The 21,565-nt window shown below is 61.9% G+C and carries 18 protein-coding genes; 11 read left to right on the plus strand and 7 right to left on the minus strand.

Going from position 1 to position 21,565, the window contains the following annotated elements:
• Positions 1 to 101 precede the first annotated feature (101 nt).
• From AB4O08_RS01535 to AB4O08_RS01545, 3 genes are all read left to right on the plus strand, one after another.
• Positions 102 to 1,457, plus strand: coding sequence for a class-II fumarase/aspartase family protein (locus AB4O08_RS01535; RefSeq protein ID WP_010211073.1), 1,356 nt, complete (start codon positions 102 to 104; stop codon positions 1,455 to 1,457).
• 179 nt (positions 1,458 to 1,636) lie between these two features.
• The gene (locus tag AB4O08_RS01540; RefSeq protein WP_010211074.1) at positions 1,637 to 2,941 is read left to right on the plus strand and encodes a cation:dicarboxylate symporter family transporter; all 1,305 of its coding nucleotides are present in this window, start codon (positions 1,637 to 1,639) and stop codon (positions 2,939 to 2,941) included.
• A gap of 12 nt (positions 2,942 to 2,953) precedes the next feature.
• Entirely contained in the window at positions 2,954 to 4,342 is a 1,389-nt protein-coding gene (locus AB4O08_RS01545) for a class II fumarate hydratase (protein WP_460114660.1), read from the plus strand.
• Between the two features lie 70 nt (positions 4,343 to 4,412).
• On the opposite strand, the gene AB4O08_RS01550 is transcribed toward AB4O08_RS01545, so the two are convergent.
• From AB4O08_RS01550 to urtA, 6 genes are all read right to left on the minus strand, one after another.
• Positions 4,413 to 5,651, minus strand: coding sequence for a hypothetical protein (locus AB4O08_RS01550; protein ID WP_052806507.1), 1,239 nt, complete (start codon positions 5,649 to 5,651; stop codon positions 4,413 to 4,415).
• 149 nt (positions 5,652 to 5,800) lie between these two features.
• Positions 5,801 to 6,490 (minus strand): urea ABC transporter ATP-binding subunit UrtE, encoded by a 690-nt coding sequence (urtE, locus tag AB4O08_RS01555; RefSeq protein ID WP_010211077.1) that lies wholly within the window; start codon positions 6,488 to 6,490, stop codon positions 5,801 to 5,803.
• A 10-nt stretch (positions 6,491 to 6,500) separates the two neighbouring features.
• Entirely contained in the window at positions 6,501 to 7,259 is a 759-nt protein-coding gene (gene urtD / locus AB4O08_RS01560; protein WP_010211078.1) for an urea ABC transporter ATP-binding protein UrtD, read from the minus strand.
• Positions 7,256 to 8,419: an urea ABC transporter permease subunit UrtC gene (gene urtC, locus AB4O08_RS01565; RefSeq protein ID WP_010211079.1), complete on the minus strand. Its 1,164-nt coding sequence runs from the start codon at positions 8,417 to 8,419 to the stop codon at positions 7,256 to 7,258. The genes urtD and urtC overlap by 4 nt, the downstream gene beginning before the upstream one ends.
• 10 nt (positions 8,420 to 8,429) lie before the next feature.
• The gene (gene urtB / locus AB4O08_RS01570; RefSeq protein ID WP_010211080.1) at positions 8,430 to 9,347 is read right to left on the minus strand and encodes an urea ABC transporter permease subunit UrtB; all 918 of its coding nucleotides are present in this window, start codon (positions 9,345 to 9,347) and stop codon (positions 8,430 to 8,432) included.
• A 163-nt stretch (positions 9,348 to 9,510) separates the two neighbouring features.
• Positions 9,511 to 10,719, minus strand: a complete 1,209-nt coding sequence (gene urtA / locus AB4O08_RS01575; protein ID WP_010211081.1) for an urea ABC transporter substrate-binding protein — start codon at positions 10,717 to 10,719, stop codon at positions 9,511 to 9,513.
• Positions 10,720 to 11,020: 301 nt separating this feature from the next.
• Here urtA and AB4O08_RS01580 point away from each other — a divergent pair, with 301 nt between their 5' ends.
• Both AB4O08_RS01580 and AB4O08_RS01585 read left to right on the plus strand, forming a co-directional pair.
• Positions 11,021 to 14,404, plus strand: a complete 3,384-nt coding sequence (locus AB4O08_RS01580; protein ID WP_010211083.1) for an ATP-binding protein — start codon at positions 11,021 to 11,023, stop codon at positions 14,402 to 14,404.
• Complete coding sequence (locus tag AB4O08_RS01585) at positions 14,379 to 15,044, plus strand: response regulator (RefSeq protein ID WP_010211084.1); 666 nt, start codon at positions 14,379 to 14,381, stop codon at positions 15,042 to 15,044. Before AB4O08_RS01580 ends, AB4O08_RS01585 begins: the two co-directional genes overlap by 26 nt.
• 53 nt (positions 15,045 to 15,097) lie before the next feature.
• Here AB4O08_RS01585 and AB4O08_RS01590 read toward each other — a convergent pair whose 3' ends face one another.
• A complete protein-coding gene (locus tag AB4O08_RS01590) occupies positions 15,098 to 15,928 on the minus strand; it encodes an IclR family transcriptional regulator (RefSeq protein WP_021493285.1) in 831 nt (276 codons plus the stop codon).
• A 242-nt stretch (positions 15,929 to 16,170) separates the two neighbouring features.
• Between AB4O08_RS01590 and AB4O08_RS01595 the strand changes: the two genes are divergently transcribed.
• Genes AB4O08_RS01595 through AB4O08_RS01620 form a run of 6 tightly spaced genes read left to right on the plus strand, consistent with a single transcriptional unit; the run spans position 16,171 to position 21,564 of the window.
• A complete protein-coding gene (locus AB4O08_RS01595) occupies positions 16,171 to 17,199 on the plus strand; it encodes an ABC transporter ATP-binding protein (RefSeq protein ID WP_021493286.1) in 1,029 nt (342 codons plus the stop codon).
• A complete protein-coding gene (locus AB4O08_RS01600; RefSeq protein WP_021493287.1) occupies positions 17,196 to 18,041 on the plus strand; it encodes an ABC transporter permease in 846 nt (281 codons plus the stop codon). Before AB4O08_RS01595 ends, AB4O08_RS01600 begins: the two co-directional genes overlap by 4 nt.
• A gap of 4 nt (positions 18,042 to 18,045) precedes the next feature.
• Complete coding sequence (locus AB4O08_RS01605) at positions 18,046 to 18,840, plus strand: ABC transporter permease (RefSeq protein ID WP_010211089.1); 795 nt, start codon at positions 18,046 to 18,048, stop codon at positions 18,838 to 18,840.
• The gene (locus AB4O08_RS01610; RefSeq protein ID WP_010211090.1) at positions 18,840 to 19,130 is read left to right on the plus strand and encodes a (2Fe-2S)-binding protein; all 291 of its coding nucleotides are present in this window, start codon (positions 18,840 to 18,842) and stop codon (positions 19,128 to 19,130) included. Before AB4O08_RS01605 ends, AB4O08_RS01610 begins: the two co-directional genes overlap by 1 nt.
• The gene (locus tag AB4O08_RS01615) at positions 19,127 to 20,470 is read left to right on the plus strand and encodes an FAD/NAD(P)-dependent oxidoreductase (protein WP_137206122.1); all 1,344 of its coding nucleotides are present in this window, start codon (positions 19,127 to 19,129) and stop codon (positions 20,468 to 20,470) included. Before AB4O08_RS01610 ends, AB4O08_RS01615 begins: the two co-directional genes overlap by 4 nt.
• On the plus strand, positions 20,467 to 21,564 hold the full coding sequence (locus AB4O08_RS01620) for an NAD(P)/FAD-dependent oxidoreductase (protein ID WP_010211092.1): 1,098 nt from the start codon (positions 20,467 to 20,469) through the stop codon (positions 21,562 to 21,564). The genes AB4O08_RS01615 and AB4O08_RS01620 overlap by 4 nt, the downstream gene beginning before the upstream one ends.
• Position 21,565 lies beyond the last annotated feature (1 nt).

Below are 21,565 nucleotides of genomic sequence, written 5' to 3' on the forward strand. Positions count from 1 at the left end.
TACCCTCTTTATCGAGTTGACAGTGTATCAGCACAAGCGCAATCATAATGTACGGACATATAAAATATGTATGGTTTAAAAATAACAATTAGGATTTTCCCATGTCGAGTACCGTTTTTGATTCCGCCCTGTTCCGCGACATGTTCGGCACCGCCGAAATGCGCGGCGTGTTCTCCGATAAAGCCCTGATCGAACGCTATATCGAAGTGGAAGTGGCCCTGGCCCGCGCCGAAGCGCGTTGCGGCGTTATCCCGACCGACGCGGCCGAGCAGATCGCCACGCTGTCGCAGTACGAAGCCCTGGACCTGGCGCTGATGCAGCACGAGACAGAAATCGTCGGTTACCCGATCCTGCCGCTGGTTGAGCAACTGTCGAAGATCTGTGGTGAAGCGGGCCGCTACGTGCATTGGGGCGCCACCACGCAGGACATCATGGACACCGCCGTGGTCCTGCAAGTACGCGCCGCACTGGCCATCGTCGAGCGCGATATCCAGACCGTGCGCGGGCTGCTCGCCGGCCTGGCCGAGCGTTATCGCGACACGCCCATGGCCGGCCGCACACACTTGCAGCACGCGCTGCCGATCACCTTCGGCTACAAGTGCGCGGTGTGGCTGAGCATGTTCGATCGCCACGCCGAGCGCTTGGTGGAACTGCGCCCACGCGTCGAAATCGGCCAGTTCGCCGGGGCTGCAGGTACCCTCGCCTCCCTCGGCGACAAAGGCCTGGAAGTCCAGGAAGCGTTGATGAGCGAACTCGGCCTGGGCGTACCGCAGGCCACCTGGCACGTGGCCCGCGATGGCCTGGCCGAGACCCTGAACTTCCTCGGGCTGGTCACCGGTTCCCTGGGCAAGATCGCACTCGACATCATGATGATGATGACCAGCGAGCTGGGCGAAGTGTACGAGCCGTTCGTCAAGGGCCGTGGCGCCAGCAGCACCATGCCGCAAAAGCGCAATCCGATTTCCTGCGAGCTGATGTACGCCGCCGCCAAGGGCGTGCGCCAACACGCCGGGCTGATGCTCGACGCGATGATCCAGGACTTCGAACGCTCCACCGGCCCGTGGCAGGCGGAGTGGATCGCCATTCCCGAAGCCTTTGCGCTCAGCGCCGCGTCCCTCGGCCAGGCGACCTTTATGCTCGCCGGCCTGGAGGTGCGCCCCGAGCGCATGCGCAAGAACCTCGACATGACCCAGGGCCTGATCGTCGCCGAAGCCGTGATGATGGGCCTCGCCCCGGCCCTTGGCCGCCAAGTGGCCCATGACGTGGTGTATGCCGCGTGCCGCATGGCTAACGACCAGGGCACCAGCTTGCTCGACGCCCTGCTCGCCCAGGGTGAAGCCACCGCGCAACTGGACCTGGCCGAGCTGCAACGCCTGACCGATCCCGCCAACTACCTGGGGCTGGCGCCGCAGATGGTGGATATCGCGCTGGCGCGCCAGGGTGCCGTGAAACGCTGACGCCAACGCGGATGAAGATCCAACTGTGGGAGCGGGCTTGCTCGCGAATGCAATGCCTCAGTCAACCAATGCATCAACTGACAGAGCGCTTTCGCGAGCAAGCCCGCTCCCACAGGGGTTCTCTTTCGTTTCACAAGCCTGTGTAACACCCGAACCATAACAACAATGAGAGCACAGACATGTCATCCACCACCGCAAAAAAACCGCTCTACAAGGACCTGACCTTCCAGGTCATCGCCGCCATGTTCCTCGGCATCGCCTTCGGCTTTCTCGCCCCCGAGCTGGCCGCCGGTTTCAAGATCCTTGGCGATATCTTCCTCAAGCTGATCAAGACCGCCGTCGCGCCGCTGGTGTTTTTCACCGTGGTCCACGGCATCGCCTCGGCCGGCGATATCAAGCGCGTCGGCAAGGTCGGCTTGCGCGCGTTGATTTACTTCGAAGTGGTCTCCACCATTGCCCTGGCCATCGGCCTGTTGTGGGGCAACCTGTTGCAGATCGGCTCCGGCATGCACGACGCCCACCCGAGCAGCGCCGCCGCGACCGCCGCGAGTGCCGCCGTGGCCAAGGGGCATGCGCCGGCGTCGACCCTGGACTTTATCTACGGCATCTTTCCGGACAATTTCGTCGGTGCCTTCGCCGGCGGCCAGTTGCTGCAAGTACTGGTGATCTCGGTGTTGTTCGGCTTCGCCCTGCTGGCGTTGAAGCCCGAACGCCGCGAAGTGATCGAAGACGGCCTGAACCGCATCTCCGAGTGCTTCTTCGAGTTTATCAACCTGATCATGAAGTTCGCGCCCCTGGGTGCCTTCGGGTCGGTGGCTTACGCGGTGGGCAGCAATGGCACGGCGGTGCTGATGTCCCTGGCCAACCTGGTGTTGATGTTCTACGTCGGCATCGCATTCTTTATCTGTGTGGTGCTCGGCGCCGTATGCCGGTTGAGCGGCTTCAGCCTGTGGCGCTTCCTCACCTATATCAAGGATGAAATCTTCATCGTGCTCGGCACCGCCTCGTCGGAAAGCGCCCTGCCGCGCCTGCTGCAAAAACTCGAGAAATTCGGCTGCTCCAAACAGAGCGTTGGCCTGGTGCTGCCCACCGGCTATGCGTTCAACCTCGACGGCACCTCGATCTACATGTCGCTGTGCGTGCTGTTTATCGCCAATGCCTACGGAGTGCCGCTGAGCTGGGAACAACAGCTGGGCATCATCGCGATCATGCTGGTGACCTCCAAAGGCGCGGCGGCGGTGTCGGGTGGCAGCTTCGTGGTGTTCGCCGCGACGGTCACGGCCATCGGCGTGCTGCCGGCAGAAGGCCTGGCACTGCTGTTCGGCGTGTACCGCTTCATGTCGATGGCCATTGCCACCTGCAACACCATCGGCAATAGCGTCGCGACGGTGGTGGTGTCGAAATGGTCCGGGGAGTTCTCCCAACAGACTGCCCAGGATGAATACCAACGCGTGCTCGGGCGTGCTGCCGGCGCTGCGCTTTAACGGAGCCTCGTGATGACGACTCTGCGAATCGAACATGACGCGTTCGGCCCTGTGTCCATACCGGCCGACCGCTACTGGGGCGCGCAAACCCAACGGGCGCTGGAGGTCTTCGGCAGTAAGCAGCCGTTCCCCGCCAGCCTGATCCGCGCCTTTGGCCAACAAAAACGTGCGTGTGCGCGTGCCAATGCACGCCTCGGCGTATTGGCGCCGGCCCTGGCGCAAGCGATCGAACAGGCCGCCGAAGCACTGGCCAAAGGCGACCTTGACCAGCACTTCCCGCTGTCGATCTGGCAAACCGGCTCCGGCACCCAGACCAACATGAACGCCAATGAGGTGATCGCCAACTGCGCCAACCTCACCCTCGGCGGCGAACTGGGCAGCAAGTCGCCGGTGCACCCCAACGACCATGTGAACCGCTCACAGTCGTCCAACGACAGCTTCCCCACGGTGATGCACCTGACCACTGTGCTGGAACTGCGCGGTCGACTGCTGCCTGTGCTGGGCCATCTGCGTGATGCGCTCGATAACAAAGCCGACGCCTGGCAGGAGGTGCTTAAAATCGGCCGTACCCACCTGATGGATGCGGTGCCCATGAGCCAAGGCCAGGCATTTGGCGCGTTTGCCCAGCAAATCCAGCACGGCATCGCGCGCATCGAAGCGTGCATGCCGCGCCTGCGCCTGCTGCCCCAAGGGGGGACAGCGGTGGGCACTGGACTGAATACACCGGCGGGTTTTGACCTGGCGTTCTGCGAGGAAATCAGCCGACTCACTGGCGAACGCTTCGAAACCAACCCGTGCAAGTTCGAAGGCATGGGCACCCACGATGCCTTGGTAGAAGCCTCTGGGGCATTGAATGTGCTCGCCGTGTCACTGACCAAGATCGCCAATGACATCCGCCTGCTTGGCTCGGGGCCGCGCTGCGGCCTGGGTGAATTGATCGTGCCCGACGACGGCCTGACCTCTTCGATCATGCCCGGCAAACGCAACCCGACCATCGCCGAAGTGCTGGTGCAGGCGGCGATGCAGGTGATCGGCAACCACACCACCATCACCCTGGCGGGGGCTTCCAGCACCTTCGAATTGAACGTGGCCAAGCCGGTATTGATCCACAACCTGCTGCACTCGATCGAGGTACTCAGCGACTGCGCCAGCCTGTTCACCCACAAGCTGCTGGGCGGCCTGGAAGTGAACCGCCGGCAACTGGCGCACAATGTGGAGCACTCATTATTGATGGCGACCGCACTGAACCCGGTGCTGGGCTATGACCGCGTGGCGCAGATCACCCGTAAGGCCGCGGACGAGGGCCTGTCACCCAAGGACGCGGCGGTGCAACTAGGGCTGATAACCGCCGAAGATTATGAGCGACAGGTGCGGCCGGAAAGGATGATCACACCCAGCTGACGACTGAACGTTGCCCGACAGGACGTTCAGTCCGACACCCCCGCAAGGCGCTCTACCTGAGCATGAAAAGTCATAACTCCAATGTTTGGACTGTATCGCGTCCAATCAGCCTGTCCGGTAGATCGCTGTCGGTAACGGAGTCCAACTGACGGTTGAACTCCGGCCGGCTAAGGATCTCCCGGGCCAGCAGGGTCATCCTATCGTTCACGGGATTGCCGTCCATCGTCTGGCTTGCTACTTCACGTAATGATTGCTGGCTGATTTTGTCATTGGCGTTGGGAGCGAAGTAGTCAAAGTTATTACCCAGCTCTTTCGCCAAATCAGCGTTTGTGGCACCTCTCAACTCACGAAAAACCTCACCACTCTGCGGGCTCATGCCTTCGCCTTGCGACGATGCGGACATGCTGCCGAATGCCTGCGGGCGATAGTACTCGTCATAGGTGTTTTCAACACGTTGGCGCTGCATGGAACCGGTGTACCTTCCGGCCCAACTCTGCATGGACGGTGTCTCTTGGGATTGGTAGTAATCAACCACCCTGTTCGCGTCCCCCTGGCTGATCAGCCCGTCTTCAAGACCACTGTGGTTGATTGCATCGAGCAAATGACTCATTTCAGGACGGCTGAGAATCTCGTTGGCCAGCAGTGTCATCCGGTCTTCTACCGGGTTACCGGTCAACGGACGATTGGCAGCGTCCTCAAGGACTGCACGTGTGACAAAGCCGGACGGGCCCTGGAAGTAGCTGAAGTTATCGGCAAAATCCCGTGCAACCGTGGTATTCGAAGGCGCGCGATAGTCCCCCGGTGAATGATTCATTGCGGGCTGGTTGAACGCTCCGACGTTATTAATGGGGCGCTCATATTGCGCAGGGTAAGCCTGCGAAAATGACGGTGCAGTGCTCGGCTCTCCGGCCCTGGACTGCTGGCCGGCAGACGCGTCATCGCTCGTGTAGTAATCAACGAGCTGTTCAACGTTTTCACGGTCAACTAGACCGTCGTGTATACCGCGCTCATTCAACTTATCCAACTTGCGGTTCACGTCCGGGCGATTAAGGATTTCGCCTGCCAATAGCGTCATATTGTCGTCGACGGAATGACCGGTCAGCGGACGAGCCGCCACTTCACGGAGTCTGGCCTGGTCCACGAAGCCGGTCTTGGTATTGACGAAGTAATCAAAGTTATTCCCAAACGTCTTTACCAGATTCAAATTTGAAGTGTTCTTGTATTTGTCCTCCCGCGAGGTGGGTTGCCCGTCAAGATCAGGCCTATTGAAACTGAGTGGGTAATTTTGACCGTATTGAGTATTTACCATGGCAACACCTCAGGGAGTAGATGCATCACAGCCGACCAACGTTCGGCTGGACAGTTTGTCGACATCCATCTGTGGCCACACAAAGAGCAACGGTTCCAGTAAAACATAGGTTAAAACCAGCACTTACGAAGCGGCAACCCAACCTGCATTCACACCGATAAGTACCGGCTGATCATCGCCTCATCCACTCGGTCGCGGGTCTCTTCAATCACAAACCGCCCCTTCTCGATCACCAGAAAACGGTCCGCGATGTCCAGGGTAAACGACAGCACCTGCTCCGACACCACAATGGTCAAATCGCGCAGGTTACGGATTTCCTTCAGCGTGCGGGCAATGTCCTTGATGATCGACGGCTGGATACCCTCTGTCGGCTCATCCAACAACAACACTTTGGGGTTGGTCGCCAGCGCCCGGGCTATCGCCAGTTGTTGTTGCTGCCCGCCAGACAGGTTACCGCCCTTTCGCGACTGCATGTCGTGGAGCACCGGAAACAGCGCATACAAGTCTTCCGGCACTTTGCCGCGTGCCGATGCCGGCAAGCCGGTCTGAATATTTTCCAGCACGGTCATACTCGGGAAAATCATGCGGCCCTGGGGCACATAGGCGATCCCCCGCGCGACCCGTTCATGGGTTTCCAGCGCCGAGACATCCTGCCCATCCACGCTGACTTGGCCCTGCCACTGCGGCAGGATGCCCATCAGGCTCTTGAACAACGTGGTCTTACCCATGCCGTTGCGGCCCATCACCGCGACAATCTCGCGCTTGGCGACATTCAGGTTCAAGTCATGGAGAATCTGGCTCTGCCCGTAGCCGCAGGACAACTGGTCGATCTTGAACATGCGCGGCTCCTCAGTGGCCCAAATACACTTCGATAACTTTCGGGTTGCTTTGCACCGATGCCATGCTGCCCTCGGCCAACACTTTGCCCTGGTGCAGCACCGTGACCTTGTGGGCGATGCTTTTGACGAACTCCATGTCGTGCTCGATCACCAGCACCGAACGGCCCTGGCTGATGCGGTTGAGCAGCTCGGCGGTTTGCGCGCGCTCATTGACGCTCATGCCAGCCACCGGTTCATCGAGCATCAGCAACTCGGGGTCCTGCATCAGTAGCATGCCGATCTCCAGCCACTGCTTCTGGCCGTGGGACAGCAGGTCGGCCTGTTGTTGCAGCAGGTCGCCGAGAAAGATCTCCCGCGCCACCTCCTCCACCCGGGCGATCACCTGGGCGTTGCGCTTGAAGAACAGCGCGCCCCATACCTTGCGACCGGCCGGGTAAGACATCTCCAGGTTCTCGAACACCGTGAGGTTTTCGTAGATCGACGGGTTCTGGAACTTGCGGCCCACGCCGGCACGCACAATGTTGTACTCGCGCATGTTGGTCAGCTCCTGGCCATCGAACTGGATGCTGCCGCTGGTGGCGCGGGTTTTGCCGCAGATCAGGTCAAGCACGGTGGTCTTGCCGGCGCCGTTTGGGCCGATCACCACGCGCACTTCATTGCGGTCGATGTACAGGTTAAGGTTGTCGACCGCCTTGAAGCCGTCGAACGACACGGTGAGGCCTTCAATGGCCAGCACCGGTTTTTTCATTTCAAAGCCGACGGCGGTCATGGCTGGGTCTCCAGGATTTTGCTTGTGGCCTTGGGTGTTAACGGTGCGTTCACCGGGGTCGCCGCTACAGGTTTACGCCGCAACATTTTCGCCAGTGCCTGACGCCCATGGCTGTCCCACAAACCGGCGAGGCCGTTGGGGAAGTACATCACCACCGCGATAAACAGCCCGCCCATCAGGTACAACCACAACTCGGGGAAGGACTCGGAAAAGTAAGTCTTGCCGTAGTTCACCAGCAACGCGCCATACACTGCACCGAGCAGTGACATGCGCCCGCCCACCGCGGCAAAGATCACCATCTCGATCGACGGCACGATGCCCACGAACGACGGCGACATAAAGCCCACCTGCAAGGCAAACATCGCCCCGCCAATCGCCGAGAACGCGGCGGCCACGCAGAACACGAAGATCTTGAAGCTGGCCACGTCATACCCGGAGAAACGCACGCGTTCTTCCTTGTCGCGCATCGCCATCAGCAACCGGCCGAGCTTGGAAGCAAGGATGAAGCGGCCAATGAAGATGCAGCCGAACAGCAACCCGGCGTTGATGAAGTACAGGATCATCTTCGCGCTGTCGGTGCGCAGGTCCCAGCCAAGCAGGGTCTTGAGGTCGGTGATGCCGTTGACGCCACCGGTCAGGCCTTGTTGGCCGACGATCAGCACCGTGAGGATCAGCGCAATCGCCTGGGTGACGATGGAGAAATACACATCGCCCACGCGCCGCTTGAACAGCGCCATACCGATGATGAACGCCAGCAGCACCGGCACCGCAATCACCGCCGCCAAGGTGAAGCTGAAACTGTGGAACGGCTGCCACAGCCACGGCAGCTCGGTGATCTGGTTCCAATCCATGAAGTCCGGAATGCCCGGTGTGGACTGGATCTTGGTGCTTTCGGGGTCCGAGGCTTCCAGTTTGAGGAACATTGCCATGCAGTAGCCGCCGACGCCAAAGAACACGCCCTGCCCCAGGCTGAGGATGCCGCCATAGCCCCAGCACAACACCAGGCCCACCGCGACAAACGCATAGGTCAGGTATTTGCCGACCATGTTCAGGCGGAACGCATCCAGGGTCAGGGGGAATACCACCAGGATCAACAGCGCCAGCAACACGATGCCGATCAGGTTTTGCTGGCCGCCCAGCAGCTTGTCTAAAGCCTTCATCCGCTCGCCTCTACTTGCGCACTTTGATGGAGAACAACCCTTGCGGGCGCAGCATCAGGATCAGAATCACCGAGGACAAGGTGAGTACCTTGGCCATCGAGCCACTGAGGAAAAACTCCGACAGCGATTGGGTCTGGGCAATCACGAAAGCCGAAGCGATGGTGCCGAACAGGCTCTGCGCGCCGCCGAAGACCACCACCAGGAAGGTGTCGACGATGTACTGCGAGCCCGCCGTCGGCCCGGTGGAGCCGATGGTGGTGAACGCCGCGCCGGCCACCCCGGCGACGCCGCAGCCCAAGGCGAAGGTCATGCGGTCGACCTTGCGCGTATTGATGCCCACCGCGCGGCTCATCAGGCGGTTCTGCACCGTGGCGCGCACTTGCAGGCCCCAACGCGAGCGGTAGAGCATCAGGAAGATCGCGGCGGTGAGCAGCAGGGTCAGGGCCATCATGAACAGGCCATTGCGCGGGATCTCGATGGCATCGGTGAAATTCACCGAGCCCATCAACCAGGCCGGTGGTTCAGCGCTGACCTCACGGGCGCCGAACACCGAGCGGAAGGTCTGCTGCATCACCAGCGACAGCCCCCAGGTGGCGAGCAAAGTGTCCAGCGGGCGCTTGTACAAGCGGCTGATCATCGCCCACTCCACCAGCCAGCCAATCGCACCGGCCACCAGGAATGACAGGGCAATGGCGAAGAAGAAGTAATAGGGTTGAAAGCCCGGCGCAAAGTGCGCCGTGAGGCTGGAACACACGTAGGTGGTGTACGCGCCGATGGTCAGGAACTCACCGTGGGCCATGTTGATCACACCCATCTGGCCAAAGATGATCGCCAGCCCCAATGCCATCAGCAACAGCACGCAGAACACGGACAAGCCGTTGAACCCCTGCATCGCCGCGATGGCTCCAAATTCCGATAGCCATTCCATGATGATGGTCTCCTGAGCGCCAGGTTGAATTGCAATCTGCTTCCGCTTTAGGTGGGAGCGGGCTTGCTCGCGAATGAGGTGGATCAGTCAATACACCGGCGAATGACACTCCGCATTCGCGAGCAAGCCCGCTCCCACACTTAGGTCAGCGTCAAGACCGGGGTTATTGGTAGCCTTTGGGAAACGGATTCGGCTCGATCAGATCCGACTCGTAGATCACCTTGAACTGACCGTTGGGCTGCACTTCACCGATGCGCGACTTGCTCCATAGGTGATGGTTCTCGTGAATCTTCACGTAGCCTTCCGGCGCGGTTTTCAGCTCGATGCCAGGCGACGCGGCCACAACTTTATCCACGTCGAAACTGCCGGCCTTCTCCACCGCCGCTTTCCACAGCCACGGCCCCAGATAGGCCGCCTGGGTCACGTCGCCGATCACTGCGTCCTTGCCGTATTTGGCCTTGAAGGCCTCGACGAAGGCTTTGTTGTTGGGGTTATCCAGACTCTGGAAGTACTTCATGGAGGCATAGAAACCGGCCATGTTTTCACCGCCGATGCCGAGCAGTTCGTCCTCGGTGACCGACAGGGTCAGCAGGGTCTGCTTGGCCGAATTAACGCCCGCCGCGTTGAGTTGTTTGTAGAACGCCACGTTGGACCCACCCACCACCGCCGCAAACACCACATCAGGCTTTTTCAGCTTGACCTTGTTGATCAGCGAACCGAACTGGGTGTTGCCCAGCGGGTAGTAGTCTTCGCCGACCACGGTGCCGTGCAGGACGTTTTCGATGTGCTTGCGCGCAATCTTCATCGACGTGCGCGGCCAGATGTAGTCGGAGCCGACCAGGTAGAAGGTCTTGGCGCCCTTGGTCTTGGCGATCCAGTCGAGGCTGGCGAGAATTTGCTGGGTGGCTTCCTGCCCGGTGTAGATCACGTTTTTCGACTGTTCCAGGCCTTCATAGAAGGTCGGGTAGTAGAGCAGGCCGTTTTCCTTTTCGAAGATCGGTAGTACGGCTTTGCGCGAGGCCGAGGTCCAGCAGCCGAACACGGCGGCGACCTTGTCGTTGACCAGCAGCTTCTTGGCTTTTTCGGCGAAGGTCGGCCAATCGGAGGCGCCGTCTTCCTGGATCACCTTGATCTGCCGTCCGAGGATCCCGCCAGAGGCATTGATCTGTTCGATGGCCAAGCGTTCGGCCTGGATCGAACCGGTTTCGGAAATCGCCATGGTGCCGGTGGCGGAGTGCAACTGGCCGACGGTGACTTCGGTCGGGGTCACGGCGAGGCCTTCGTTATCGGCCAGCACGCCCTGGCTGAACAGAGCGGCCGCCAGCAATGACAGGGCCAACAGCGGTGTGGAGCGGATCAATCGTGGTGCCATGGGGCGACTCCTCTGCAATGAGGAGTCCAGCATGGCGGCAGAGGACTGGGGCGGGTATACGCAGCCTGACGTAACGGCGTACGTCATTTGACGTATGCCACTGCGCACCATTTTCGAGCAGGATCCCGCCCGCCCTGACAGCACCGATCAATGTGGGAGCTGGCTTGCCTGCGATGGCGGTGTATCAACCGACTTCCCCATGCCTGACCCACCGCCATCGCAGGCAAGCCAGCTCCCACATTTTGAATCGGGGCATGGAACTTGCTCATTAACACCCGCCCTCTTTCCGGAGTCTCCCGCCGTGCACCCTCCTTCCGGCACCCAGCGCATCGTCAAGATCCGCCGCGACTACAACACCTGGGTCGCCGACGAGACCATGGAAGACTACGCCCTGCGCTACACCCCCAAGTCCTTCCGCAAGTGGTCCGAGCTGCGCATTGCCAACACCGCACTCGGCGCGGTGTCGTTCCTGGCGCTGGAGGCCATCGGCGGCGTGCTGGCCTTGAACTACGGTTTTACCAACACCTTCTGGGCGATCCTCGCCATCAGCGTGGTGATCTTCCTCACCGGCCTGCCCATCAGCTATTACGCCGCGCGCTACGGCGTGGACATGGACCTGCTCACCCGTGGCGCCGGCTTCGGCTATATCGGTTCCACCATCACCTCGCTGATCTACGCCAGCTTCACTTTCCTGTTCTTCGCCCTGGAAGCGGCGATCATGGCGCTGGCACTGGAGCTGTATTTCCATATCCCGCTGGCCCTGGCCTATGTGATCTGCTCGCTGCTGGTGATCCCACTTGTGGCGTACGGCGTGACGCTGATCAGCCGCCTGCAACTGTGGACGCAACCGATCTGGCTGTTGTTGCTGGTGCTGCCGTATGGCTTTGTGGGGTGGAAGAACCCCGACGCCTTCAGCGACTGGACCAGCTTTGTCGGACGCAGCGGTGACGGCGGCGGCTTCAACCTGTTGGCGTTCTGCGCCGCCTGCACGGTGGCGTTGTCGCTGGTGACGCAGATCGGTGAACAGGTGGATTATCTGCGGTTCCTGCCGGAAAAAACTGCTGCCAACCGCAAGCGCTGGTGGGCCGCCCTGCTCTGCGCCGGCCCCGGCTGGATCATCCCCGGCGCTTTGAAGATGTTCGCCGGGGCGTTCCTGGCGTTTCTCGCGCTGCAACATGAAATCCCCATGGAACGCGCTGCCGAGCCGACCCAGATGTACCTGGTTGCGTTCCGCTACGTGTTCAGTTCGCCGGAATGGGCGCTCGGCGCCATGGTGCTGTTCGTGATCATTTCGCAAATGAAGATCAACCTGACCAATGCCTACGCGGGCTCCCTGGCCTGGTCGAACTTTTTCGCCCGCGTGACCCACAGCCACCCCGGCCGCGTGGTGTGGCTGGTGTTCAATGTGGCCATCGCGCTGATGCTGATGGAGTTGGGCGTGTTCGACGTCATCGACCAGGTGCTGGGGCTCTACGCCAATATCGCGATCGCGTGGATCGGCACGCTGGTGGCGGACCTGGTGATCAATAAGCCATTGGGCCTGTCGCCCCGGCACATCGAGTTCAAGCGCGCGCACCTCTACGATATCAACCCGGTGGGCGTCGGCTCGATGCTGATTGCGTCGTTGCTGTCGATCCTCGCCCACTTCGGCCTGTTCGGCGCCCTGGCCCAGGCGGCACCGCCCTTCGTGGCCCTGAGCACGGCGCTGGTGATGGCGCCGCTGCTGGCCTGGCTGACCCAGGGCAAGTACTACATCGCCCGCACCAGCGACGTGCAGTTGATTCACCCGGTTGCCCCCGCGACCCACGCGGTGTGCGGGCTGTGCAGCAACCCGTTCGAGACCGCGGACATGGCGTTCTGTCCGGCCTACAGCACGCCGATCTGCTCACTGTGTTGCTCGCTGGATGCGCGCTGCGGTGATCGTTGCAAGCCCCACGCCCGCCTGGTCACCCAGTTCGAAGGCGTACTGCGCTGGCTGCTGCCCAACACGATGATGCCGCGCCTGCACACACGCCTGGCCCATTACCTGGGATTGTTGCTCGCCCTGGTGCTGATGCTGGCCGGCGCATTGGCGTTGATCTACGTACAGGCAGCCCAGGGCTTGCCCCATTCGGAAACCCTGTACCAGGCGTTCTTCAAGGCGTTCCTGACCCTCTCGGTCCTGGCCGCCGTGCTCGCCTGGTGGGTGGTGCTGACCCGCGAAAGCCGTGGCGTAGCCCAGGAGGAATCCGACCGCCAAACCCTGCTGCTGATGCAGGAAATCGACGCCCACAGCCTCACCGACCAGGCCCTGCAGCAAGCCAAGGAAGCCTCGGAAGCCGCGAATGCCGCCAAGAGCCGCTACGTCACTGGGCTGTCCCACGAACTGCGCACGCCGCTCAACAGCATCCTTGGCTTCACCCAGATTCTGCAGCGCGACAGCGCCATGCCCGAACAGCATCAGGATGCACTGGCGACCATCCTGCGCAGTGGTTCGCACTTGGTGTCATTGATCGACGGTTTGCTCGACGTGGCCAAGATCGAGGCCGGCAAGTTGCGCCTGGAACTCACCGAAATCCCCTTCCCCGAGCTGCTCCACGACCTGGAGCAGATGTTCACCCCGCAAGCTCACGACAAGGGTCTGCGTTTTCGCCTGGACTGCGTGGGCAAGATCCCGGCGGTGGTGCGCGGCGATGAAAAACGCGTGCGCCAGATCCTGATCAACCTGCTGGGCAACGCCGTGAACTTCACCGACAGCGGCGAAGTGCGCCTGCGGGTCAGTTATATGCGCGAGACCGCCAACTTCGAGATTATCGACACCGGCATCGGCATCGATCCTGGGCAGTTGGAGCGGATATTCCAGCCGTTCGAGCGCGGCGACCTGATGCGCCAGGACAACGGCGTGGGCCTGGGGCTGACTATCACGCGCATGCTGACTGCGTTGATGGGCGGCGAACTGCGAGTAACCAGCGAGCTGGACAAGGGCACCTGCTTCCAGGTGCGGCTGTTCCTGTCTCAGGTGCGCGCGCCGCAAGCGGTGGTGCATGTGGAGCACGACATCATCGGTTATCAAGGCGAGCGGCGGCGCATCCTGGTGGTGGATGACCATGTAGACCATCGCAAGGTGCTCAGCGGCATGCTCACGCCGCTGGGCTTCGAGGTGATCCAGGCCAGTAATGGCCAGGACGCGATCCGCCAGGTGGCGCTGCTGGCGCCGGACCTGATCCTGATGGACCTGTCGATGCCGACCCTGGATGGCTACGAAACCAGCCGCCTGATCCGCCGTAATGCGCTGTGCACCGCACCGATCATCGTGATCTCGGCCAACGCCTTTACCGACGACCGCGAACGCAGCATTGCCGCCGCTTGCAACGACTACCTGGCCAAGCCCGTGCGCACGCCGGAGCTGCTCGGGCGCCTGCAACAGCACCTGGACCTGCACTGGCTGCGGCGCACCCAGCGCTCGATACCGCCACCGCCTCCCCGTGTGCTGCCCGGCGCCGAAGACCTGGCGGTACTCGCCGAACTCAGCGCCATCGGTTACGTGCGCGGCCTGCACGAAAAACTCGACACGATCCTTGCGCAGCAGCCCGACACCGAGCCTTTCATCAGCAAGGTACGCGGGCTGCTCAAGGGTTTTCGCCTGGATGAACTCAACCGCACCCTCAAGGAGGCCGAAGATGAATGCACTCACCCGCAGCACTGAACCCGGCGTTGTGCTGATCGTCGACGACACGCCGGATAACCTGGCGATGCTCTCTGACGCCCTCGACGACGCGGGCTATATGGTGCTGGTGGCCCTCGATGGCCTCAGCGCGTTGAACCGCGTACAACGCCGGCGCCCGGACCTGATCCTGCTGGACGCAATGATGCCCGGCCTGGACGGCTTCGAAACCTGCCGCCGGCTCAAGGCGCAACCCGCCAGTGCGGACATCCCGGTGGTGTTCATGACCGGGCTGACCGACACCAGGCACGTGGTGCAGGGTTTTGAAGTGGGTGGCAGTGACTACGTGACCAAGCCGATCCAGACCGACGAGGTACTGGCGCGGGTGGCGGCACATTTGCGCACGTCACGTATTTTGTTGTCGGCGCGGGAGGCGCAGCAGCCGAGTGTGTTGACGCTTGAAGATGAGCCGGCGCAGAGGCTGCTGTCAGCCCGGTTTCAGTTGACCGAGCGTGAGGTAGAGGTGCTGCGCTGGGTGGCGTGCGGGAAAACCAATCGGGATATCGGGGATATTCTGGGGTTGAGCCCGAGGACGGTAAACAAGCATCTGGAGCATGTGTATGTGAAGTTGGGCGTGGAGACCCGCACGGCGGCCACCTCAGTCGCCCTGGCCGCCATCTGAATGTGTGTGAGGCCCGCTCCCCCATTTTTTGCTCTTCATCGTGGCTGAAATCGTTACCCGCCGAAGGTTTGTGAGGGCCGGCGCAACGTCGGATCAAACGGATTGATCCGGGGCCCGATCGCCGCCGCTTCGCGCTTCAACAACTCCACCACCATTGGCAACCGGCTCGGCCCCAGCCGATCGCTGATGGTCGCCACACTCAATGCCGCCACCGCATGTCCGTCACGATTGAGGATCGGCACCGCCAACCCCGCCATGCCTTCCAACACCCCGGTATTGCGTGCGGCATAGCCCAGGTTGCGCACGTTCTCCACTTCCGAGCGCAGCAGCACTTCGTCATACAGGTGGAAGTCCTTGAGCCGTGGCAAGTTGTAACGGATCACCGTCTCGCGCTCCTCCTCCGGCAAGAACGCCAGGATCGCCAGGCTGCCCTGCCCCACACCCAATGCCACGCGCCCGCCGATATCGCCGGTGAAGGTGCGGATCGGGTACGGGCCTTCGCTGCGGTCCAGGCAGATCGCATCGAAGCCTGAACGCGCCAGCAGGAACAGCGAATCACCCAATGATGCGCTCAGGCGCAACATGCTTGGCCGCACCAGGTCACGCAGGTTGCCGGTCTTGCCCGCATGCGCCGCCAGGGCGAAGAACTCCAGGCTCAGGCGATAGCGCTTGCTGCGTGCGTCCTGCTCGACCATGCCTTCGTCCATCAGGCTGCGCAGCAGCCGGTGAGTGGTGGGTTGGGACAGGCCCACCTGTTGCGCGAGCTGGGTAACGCGTTCGCCGCCCTCCGGCACCTGACCCAGGGTGCGCAGCAGCGCGAACAGCCGAGACACCGCACCGGCACCCACTTCTTTACCGCCATCATTTCGATCAGTGGAATCCATAATAACCAATATCTTAGTTAATTCCGGTGAGTGAATAAATTTGAAAATAGTAGTCCATTCAGTGAAATTCCATCTTCCGCCCATCCTAGTCTTCGTCCTAATCTGCGTCCACAGGGGCGAATTGAACAACTAACGGCAGCCGACTCAAGATCGAGCGCCAACGCACCGGCTACACCTCATTCGCATCTGCCCAAAACAAAAAAGCGCGTTTCGACGCGACTCAAAAAAGGTGGAACGCAGACATGGCATTTCTCCAACTCAACGCCTTGAGCAAACGCTATGGCGCCGTCGATGCGGTGGTCGCCACTGACCTTGCGGTGGAAAAAGGCGAGTTCGTTTCCCTGCTCGGCCCCTCGGGCTGTGGCAAGACCACCACGCTGCAAATGATCGCCGGCTTCGTTGATGTAAGTGGCGGGCAGATCCTGCTCGACGGCCGTGACATCACCCACGCCAAGCCCGCCAGTCGAGGCCTGGGCGTGGTGTTCCAGAGCTACGCGCTGTTCCCGCACATGAGCGTGCGCGACAACGTCGCCTTCGGCCTGAAGATGCGCAAAGTGCCGGCCGCCGAGATCGCCAGCAAGGTCAAGACTGTGCTGGAACTGGTGCGCCTGGCCCCCCACGCCGACCGTTACCCGCGTGAACTGTCCGGCGGCCAACGCCAGCGCGTGGCCCTCGCCCGCGCACTGGTGATTGAGCCGCCGGTGTTGCTGCTGGATGAACCGCTGTCCAACCTCGACGCCAACTTGCGCGAAGAGATGCAGTTCGAAATCCGCCGCATCCAGTGCGCCGTCGGTATCACCACCTTGATGGTCACCCACGACCAGGCCGAAGCGCTGTCCATCAGCGACCGCGTGGTGGTCATGCAAGCCGGGCGCGTGACCCAGATCGACGCACCGTACAAGCTCTACGAACACCCGCGTACCCGCTTCATCTCGGACTTTGTCGGCAAGGCTAACCTGTTGCCGGGCGACTACGACCTGTTGGGAAGCCCACAAGTACGTCACGAAAGCGGCGACGGCGAACTGACCCTGAGCCTGCGTCCGGAAAAGATCCAATTGGTCGACGCAGGCAGCGGCCGACTGCAAGGCAAGGTCCTCGACAGCTACTTTTTCGGCAGCCAATGGCTGTATCGCATCCACACCAGCCTGGGCGAAATCACCGTGGTGCGCAGCAACGACGGCAGCGCGCCGCTCGGTTGCGGTGCGGCGGTGGGCCTGGACTGGCAAGCCAGTCTGCTACGCGTGTTGGCGAAGGATGAGGTGCACGCATGAGCCGGGGCTACCTGTTGTCATTGCCCGCCCTGGTGCTGTTTGCCGGGTTGCTGATCCTGCCGTTGGGGCTGACCCTGGTGTTGTCGTTCAACGTGTTCGACTACCAGGTGGGCGTGAAGGCCGATGAATGGACCTTCGCGCATTACCTGTCGCTATTGAGCGACTCGTACTTCTACGAGATCTTCTGGCGCACCTTCTGGATCAGTGCACTGGTCACGCTGTTGTGCGTGCTGATCGGTGTGCCCGAGGCCTACATCCTCAGCCGCATGGGCACGCCATGGCGCTCGATCTTCCTGATCCTGATCCTTACGCCCTTGCTGATTTCGGTGGTGGTGCGCGCCTTTGGCTGGAGCCTGTTGCTTGGCGCAGACGGGTTGGCGAACCAGGTCATCCAGTTCCTCGGCGGGCGCCCGGTGAAGCTGCTGTACACGCCGTTCGCGGTGATCATTGCCCTGGTGCACGTGATGCTGCCGTTCATGATCATCCCGGTGTGGACCTCCCTGCAGAAGCTCGACCCGTCGGCTGAACAAGCCGCGTTGTCCCTGGGCGCCAGCCAGGCCACGGTGATGCGCAAGATCGTATTGCCGCAGGTCATGCCCGGCGTGCTGTCCGGCACCTTGATCGTGTTTGGCCTGGCCGCCAGTTCCTTTGCGATCCCTGGCCTGCTCGGCGGTCGTCGCCTGAAAATGGTCGCCACCGTGGTGTACGACCAATACCTCTCGGAACTCAACTGGCCCATGGGCGCGACCATCGCGGTGGTGCTGCTGTTGGTCAATCTGCTGATCATGCTGAGCTGGAACCGCATGGTCGAAGGCCGCTACAAAAAGTCCCTGGGGGTTTAAGCGCATGTCCAGAAACGGTCCTTTGGCCCTCGGTTTCCACGGTGTGGTGGTGCTGTTCATGATGGCGCCACTGGTGGTGGTGTGCCTGGTGGCCTTCACGCCGGAAAACACCTTGAGCCTGCCCACGTCGGGCTTCTCCCTGCGATGGTTTCGCGCGGTGTTCGAGCGCGCGGATTTCATCCAGGCGTTCTATAACAGCCTCATTCTGGCATTCACCGCCGCGACCCTGGCCACCTTGATCGCCGTGCCAGCGGCCTTGGCGATCAGCCGGTACACGTTCCCAGGGCGCAATTTTTTCAGCGCGTTGTTCCTGTCGCCGATCATCATCCCGCACCTGGTGCTGGGCGTGGCGATGCTGCGCTTGTTCGCGCTGATGGGCGTCAATGGCAGCTTCACCTGGCTGATGCTGGCCCATGTGGTGATCATCACCCCGTACGTGCTGCGCCTGGTGTTGGCCGCCGCGATTGGTATTGATCGCAGCGCCGAGCAGGCTGCCGAGTCCCTGGGTGCCAGCCGCTTTACGCTGTTTCGCCAGATCACCCTGCCGATGATCCTGCCCGGCGTGGCGGGCGGCTGGCTGTTGGCGTTCATCAACAGTTTCGATGAGGTGACGTTGTCGATCTTCGTCAGTTCGCCGGCGACCCAGACCTTGCCGGTGCGCATGTATGTGTATGCCACCGAGTCCATCGATCCGATGATGGCGGCGGTGTCGGCGCTGGTGATTGCATTGACAGCGGCCACCATGATCCTGTTGGACCGGGTCTACGGCCTGGACCGTGTATTGGTGGGGAAACACTGATGGCCCTGTTCAAACGCCTGGCCGAAACCCAGCGCCCGGCCCTGGCCTTCACCCTTGATGGGCAACCTGCCAGCGGTTTGCTCGGTGACACCCTGCTGACCGCCGTACTGACCTGCGCCGAACACCTGCGTGGCAGTGACTTCAGCGCCGAACGACGGGCCGGTTTCTGCCTGATGGGCGCGTGCCAGGATTGTTGGGTGCGGCTTGAAGACGGGCGCCGCGTGCGCGCCTGTTCGACGCTACTGGAAGAAGGCCAGGCCATCAGCCGCGATCCGGGGCGCCGACCATGAAGCCCGTGGTGATTGTGGGCGCAGGCCCGGCCGGAATCAGCGCGGCGCGCACGTTGCTCGACCACGGCATCAAACCTTGCCTGGTGGATGAAAGCTTGCGCGGCGGCGGGCAGATTTATCGACGTCAACCGCTGGGCTTTCAACGCACCGCCAAGCAGATCTACGGATTTGAAGCCCGCAAGGCCCAAGCCATGCACCGCACGATGGATGAGCTCGCCCCCCTTATCGACTACCGCCCTGAAACCCTGGTGTGGAATGCCGAGGACGGGCGCCTGGACATGCTCAACAACGGCCGCGCCGAAAGCATCGAGTACGCGCAACTCATCGTCGCCACGGGCGCCACCGACCGCATCCTGCCCGTGCCGGGCTGGACCTTGCCGGGCGTGTATAGCCTGGGTGCGGCGCAAATCGCGCTGAAGTACCAGGGCTGCGCCATCGGTGAGCGCGTCGCGTTTTGTGGCAGCGGGCCGTTGCTCTACCTGGTCGCCTATCAATACGCCAAGGCCGGCGCCAGGGTGGTGGCGGTGCTCGACAGCGCGCCGTTCAGTGCCCAGTGCCGTGCATTACCGGCGCTGTTAGGGCAACCGGCGACGTTAGCCAAAGGCTTGTATTACCGCGCCTGGCTGACGGCCCATGGGATTCCCGTGCATCAAGGCGCCACGCTTCAACAGATCGACGGCGCGCAACGGGTCAGCGGCATTCAATGGGATGATCAGGCCTTGGAATGCGACGCCGTGGCCTTCGCCCACGCCCTGCGCAGCGAGACGCAGCTGGCGGACTTGCTCGGCTGTGAGTTCGCTTGGAGTGCCCTGAACCGCGCATGGTTGCCCCATCGGGACAGCGCCGGACGCAGCAGCGTCAATGGCGTGTACCTGGCGGGCGATGGCGCCGGAATCATGGGCGCGGATGCGGCGCAAATGGCGGGTGAACGTGCGGCGCTGGCCGTGCTCGAGGATTCGCGCATTGCCATCGATCACCGCCGCCCTGCTGTGCTGGAGCAACAACTGACGGCCATCCAGCGCTTTCGCCATGGCTTGGAAACCGCATTCCCGTTCCCGGAGGAATGGGCAGCCGAAGCCCCCGATGAGTTGATCCTCTGTCGTTGCGAAGAAGTCAGCGTCGGCGACGTACGCGCGGTGGTGGATGAAGGTCACTGGGAGATCAATCGCGTCAAGGCCCATTGTCGGGTAGGCATGGGCCGCTGCCAGGGCCGGATGTGCGGGTTGGCGGCAGCGGAGATTGTCGCCGAACGCAGTGGTCGGGCCATCGAACACGTCGGCCGCTTGCGGGGCCAGGCGCCGATCAAACCGCTCCCGTTTGGCGTGGAGGTACAGCCATGATCGACGTCATCGTACTGGGCGGCGGGATCGTCGGCGCCTCGGCAGCGCTGATGCTGGCGCAGAAAAGCCAGCGGGTGGCGCTGGTGGAGCGGGATTTCTGCGGCTCCCATTCCAGCGGCGTCAACTATGGCGGCGTGCGGCGCCAAGGCCGGCCATTGCACCAGTTACCACTGTCGCAACGCGCCCACCAGCTGTGGGCGGACTTGCCGGGATTGATCGGCATTGACGGCGAATACGTGCGCTCCGGGCATTTGAAGCTGGCGCGCAGTCACGCCGATTTCTCAGCGTTGCAGGCGTATGCCGAGCAGACACGGGGATTTGGCCTGGGTTTGCAGTTGCTCGACTACACCGCATTGCGTGCACGCTTCCCGTGGGTGGGTGATATCGCCGTAGGCGCCTCGCTCTGCCCGGAAGATGGCCACGCCAACCCACGTCTGGTGTCGCCCGCCTTTGCTCGCGCGGCGAAACACCGCGGTGCGCACATTTATGAACAGTCGCAGGTCACGCGTATCGAGCATGACGGCCAGCACTTCCAGGTGCACTGCGCCAACGGCCTGCATCTGCAAGCGCCGTGGCTGCTCAATTGCGCCGGGGCGTGGGCAGGTGCGGTGGCCGAGCAGTTTGGCGAAGCAGTGCCTATGACTTCGGCACACCCGGCGATGCTGGTCACTGAGCCCTTGCCGGTAGTGATGGACGTGAGCACTGGCGTCGAAGGTGGTGGGATCTATGCACGACAAGTCGCCCGGGGCAATTGCATCCTCGGCGGCGGTCGCGGCTTTGCCCTCGGCCCGCAGCAAGCACGACCTGGGCAGGCCGCGGTGCTGGAGATCCTGCGCAATGCCGGCGAGCTGTACCCGTTCCTCAAAGGTGCCCAGGCCATCCGCACTTGGAGTGGCACCGAAGGTTACCTCCCCGATCATGAACCGGTGATCGGCCCCAGCAGCACTCAACCCGGCCTGCTCCACGGTTTCGGCTTTGCCGGCGCCGGGTTCCAGCTCGGTCCTGCGGTCGGTGAAGCCCTGGCAGAGATCGTCTGCGACGGAGCCAGCCGCCAACCCATCGAAGCGTTTTCCATCCGTCGTTTCCAAGCCTGAG

Source organism: Pseudomonas sp. H3_E07 (assembly GCF_054668895.1).

Coding starts and splice junctions, on each gene's coding strand:
- AB4O08_RS01535 (WP_010211073.1), top strand. CDS start 102: ATGTCGAGTACCGTTTTTGATTCCGCCCTGTTCCGCGACATGTTCGGC.
- AB4O08_RS01540 (WP_010211074.1), top strand. CDS start 1,637: ATGTCATCCACCACCGCAAAAAAACCGCTCTACAAGGACCTGACCTTC.
- AB4O08_RS01545 (WP_460114660.1), top strand. CDS start 2,954: ATGACGACTCTGCGAATCGAACATGACGCGTTCGGCCCTGTGTCCATA.
- AB4O08_RS01550 (WP_052806507.1), bottom strand. CDS start 5,651: ATGGTAAATACTCAATACGGTCAAAATTACCCACTCAGTTTCAATAGG.
- urtE (WP_010211077.1), bottom strand. CDS start 6,490: ATGTTCAAGATCGACCAGTTGTCCTGCGGCTACGGGCAGAGCCAGATT.
- urtD (WP_010211078.1), bottom strand. CDS start 7,259: ATGACCGCCGTCGGCTTTGAAATGAAAAAACCGGTGCTGGCCATTGAA.
- urtC (WP_010211079.1), bottom strand. CDS start 8,419: ATGAAGGCTTTAGACAAGCTGCTGGGCGGCCAGCAAAACCTGATCGGC.
- urtB (WP_010211080.1), bottom strand. CDS start 9,347: ATGGAATGGCTATCGGAATTTGGAGCCATCGCGGCGATGCAGGGGTTC.
- urtA (WP_010211081.1), bottom strand. CDS start 10,719: ATGGCACCACGATTGATCCGCTCCACACCGCTGTTGGCCCTGTCATTG.
- AB4O08_RS01585 (WP_010211084.1), top strand. CDS start 14,379: ATGAATGCACTCACCCGCAGCACTGAACCCGGCGTTGTGCTGATCGTC.
- AB4O08_RS01590 (WP_021493285.1), bottom strand. CDS start 15,928: ATGGATTCCACTGATCGAAATGATGGCGGTAAAGAAGTGGGTGCCGGT.
- AB4O08_RS01595 (WP_021493286.1), top strand. CDS start 16,171: ATGGCATTTCTCCAACTCAACGCCTTGAGCAAACGCTATGGCGCCGTC.
- AB4O08_RS01600 (WP_021493287.1), top strand. CDS start 17,196: ATGAGCCGGGGCTACCTGTTGTCATTGCCCGCCCTGGTGCTGTTTGCC.
- AB4O08_RS01605 (WP_010211089.1), top strand. CDS start 18,046: ATGTCCAGAAACGGTCCTTTGGCCCTCGGTTTCCACGGTGTGGTGGTG.
- AB4O08_RS01610 (WP_010211090.1), top strand. CDS start 18,840: ATGGCCCTGTTCAAACGCCTGGCCGAAACCCAGCGCCCGGCCCTGGCC.
- AB4O08_RS01615 (WP_137206122.1), top strand. CDS start 19,127: ATGAAGCCCGTGGTGATTGTGGGCGCAGGCCCGGCCGGAATCAGCGCG.
- AB4O08_RS01620 (WP_010211092.1), top strand. CDS start 20,467: ATGATCGACGTCATCGTACTGGGCGGCGGGATCGTCGGCGCCTCGGCA.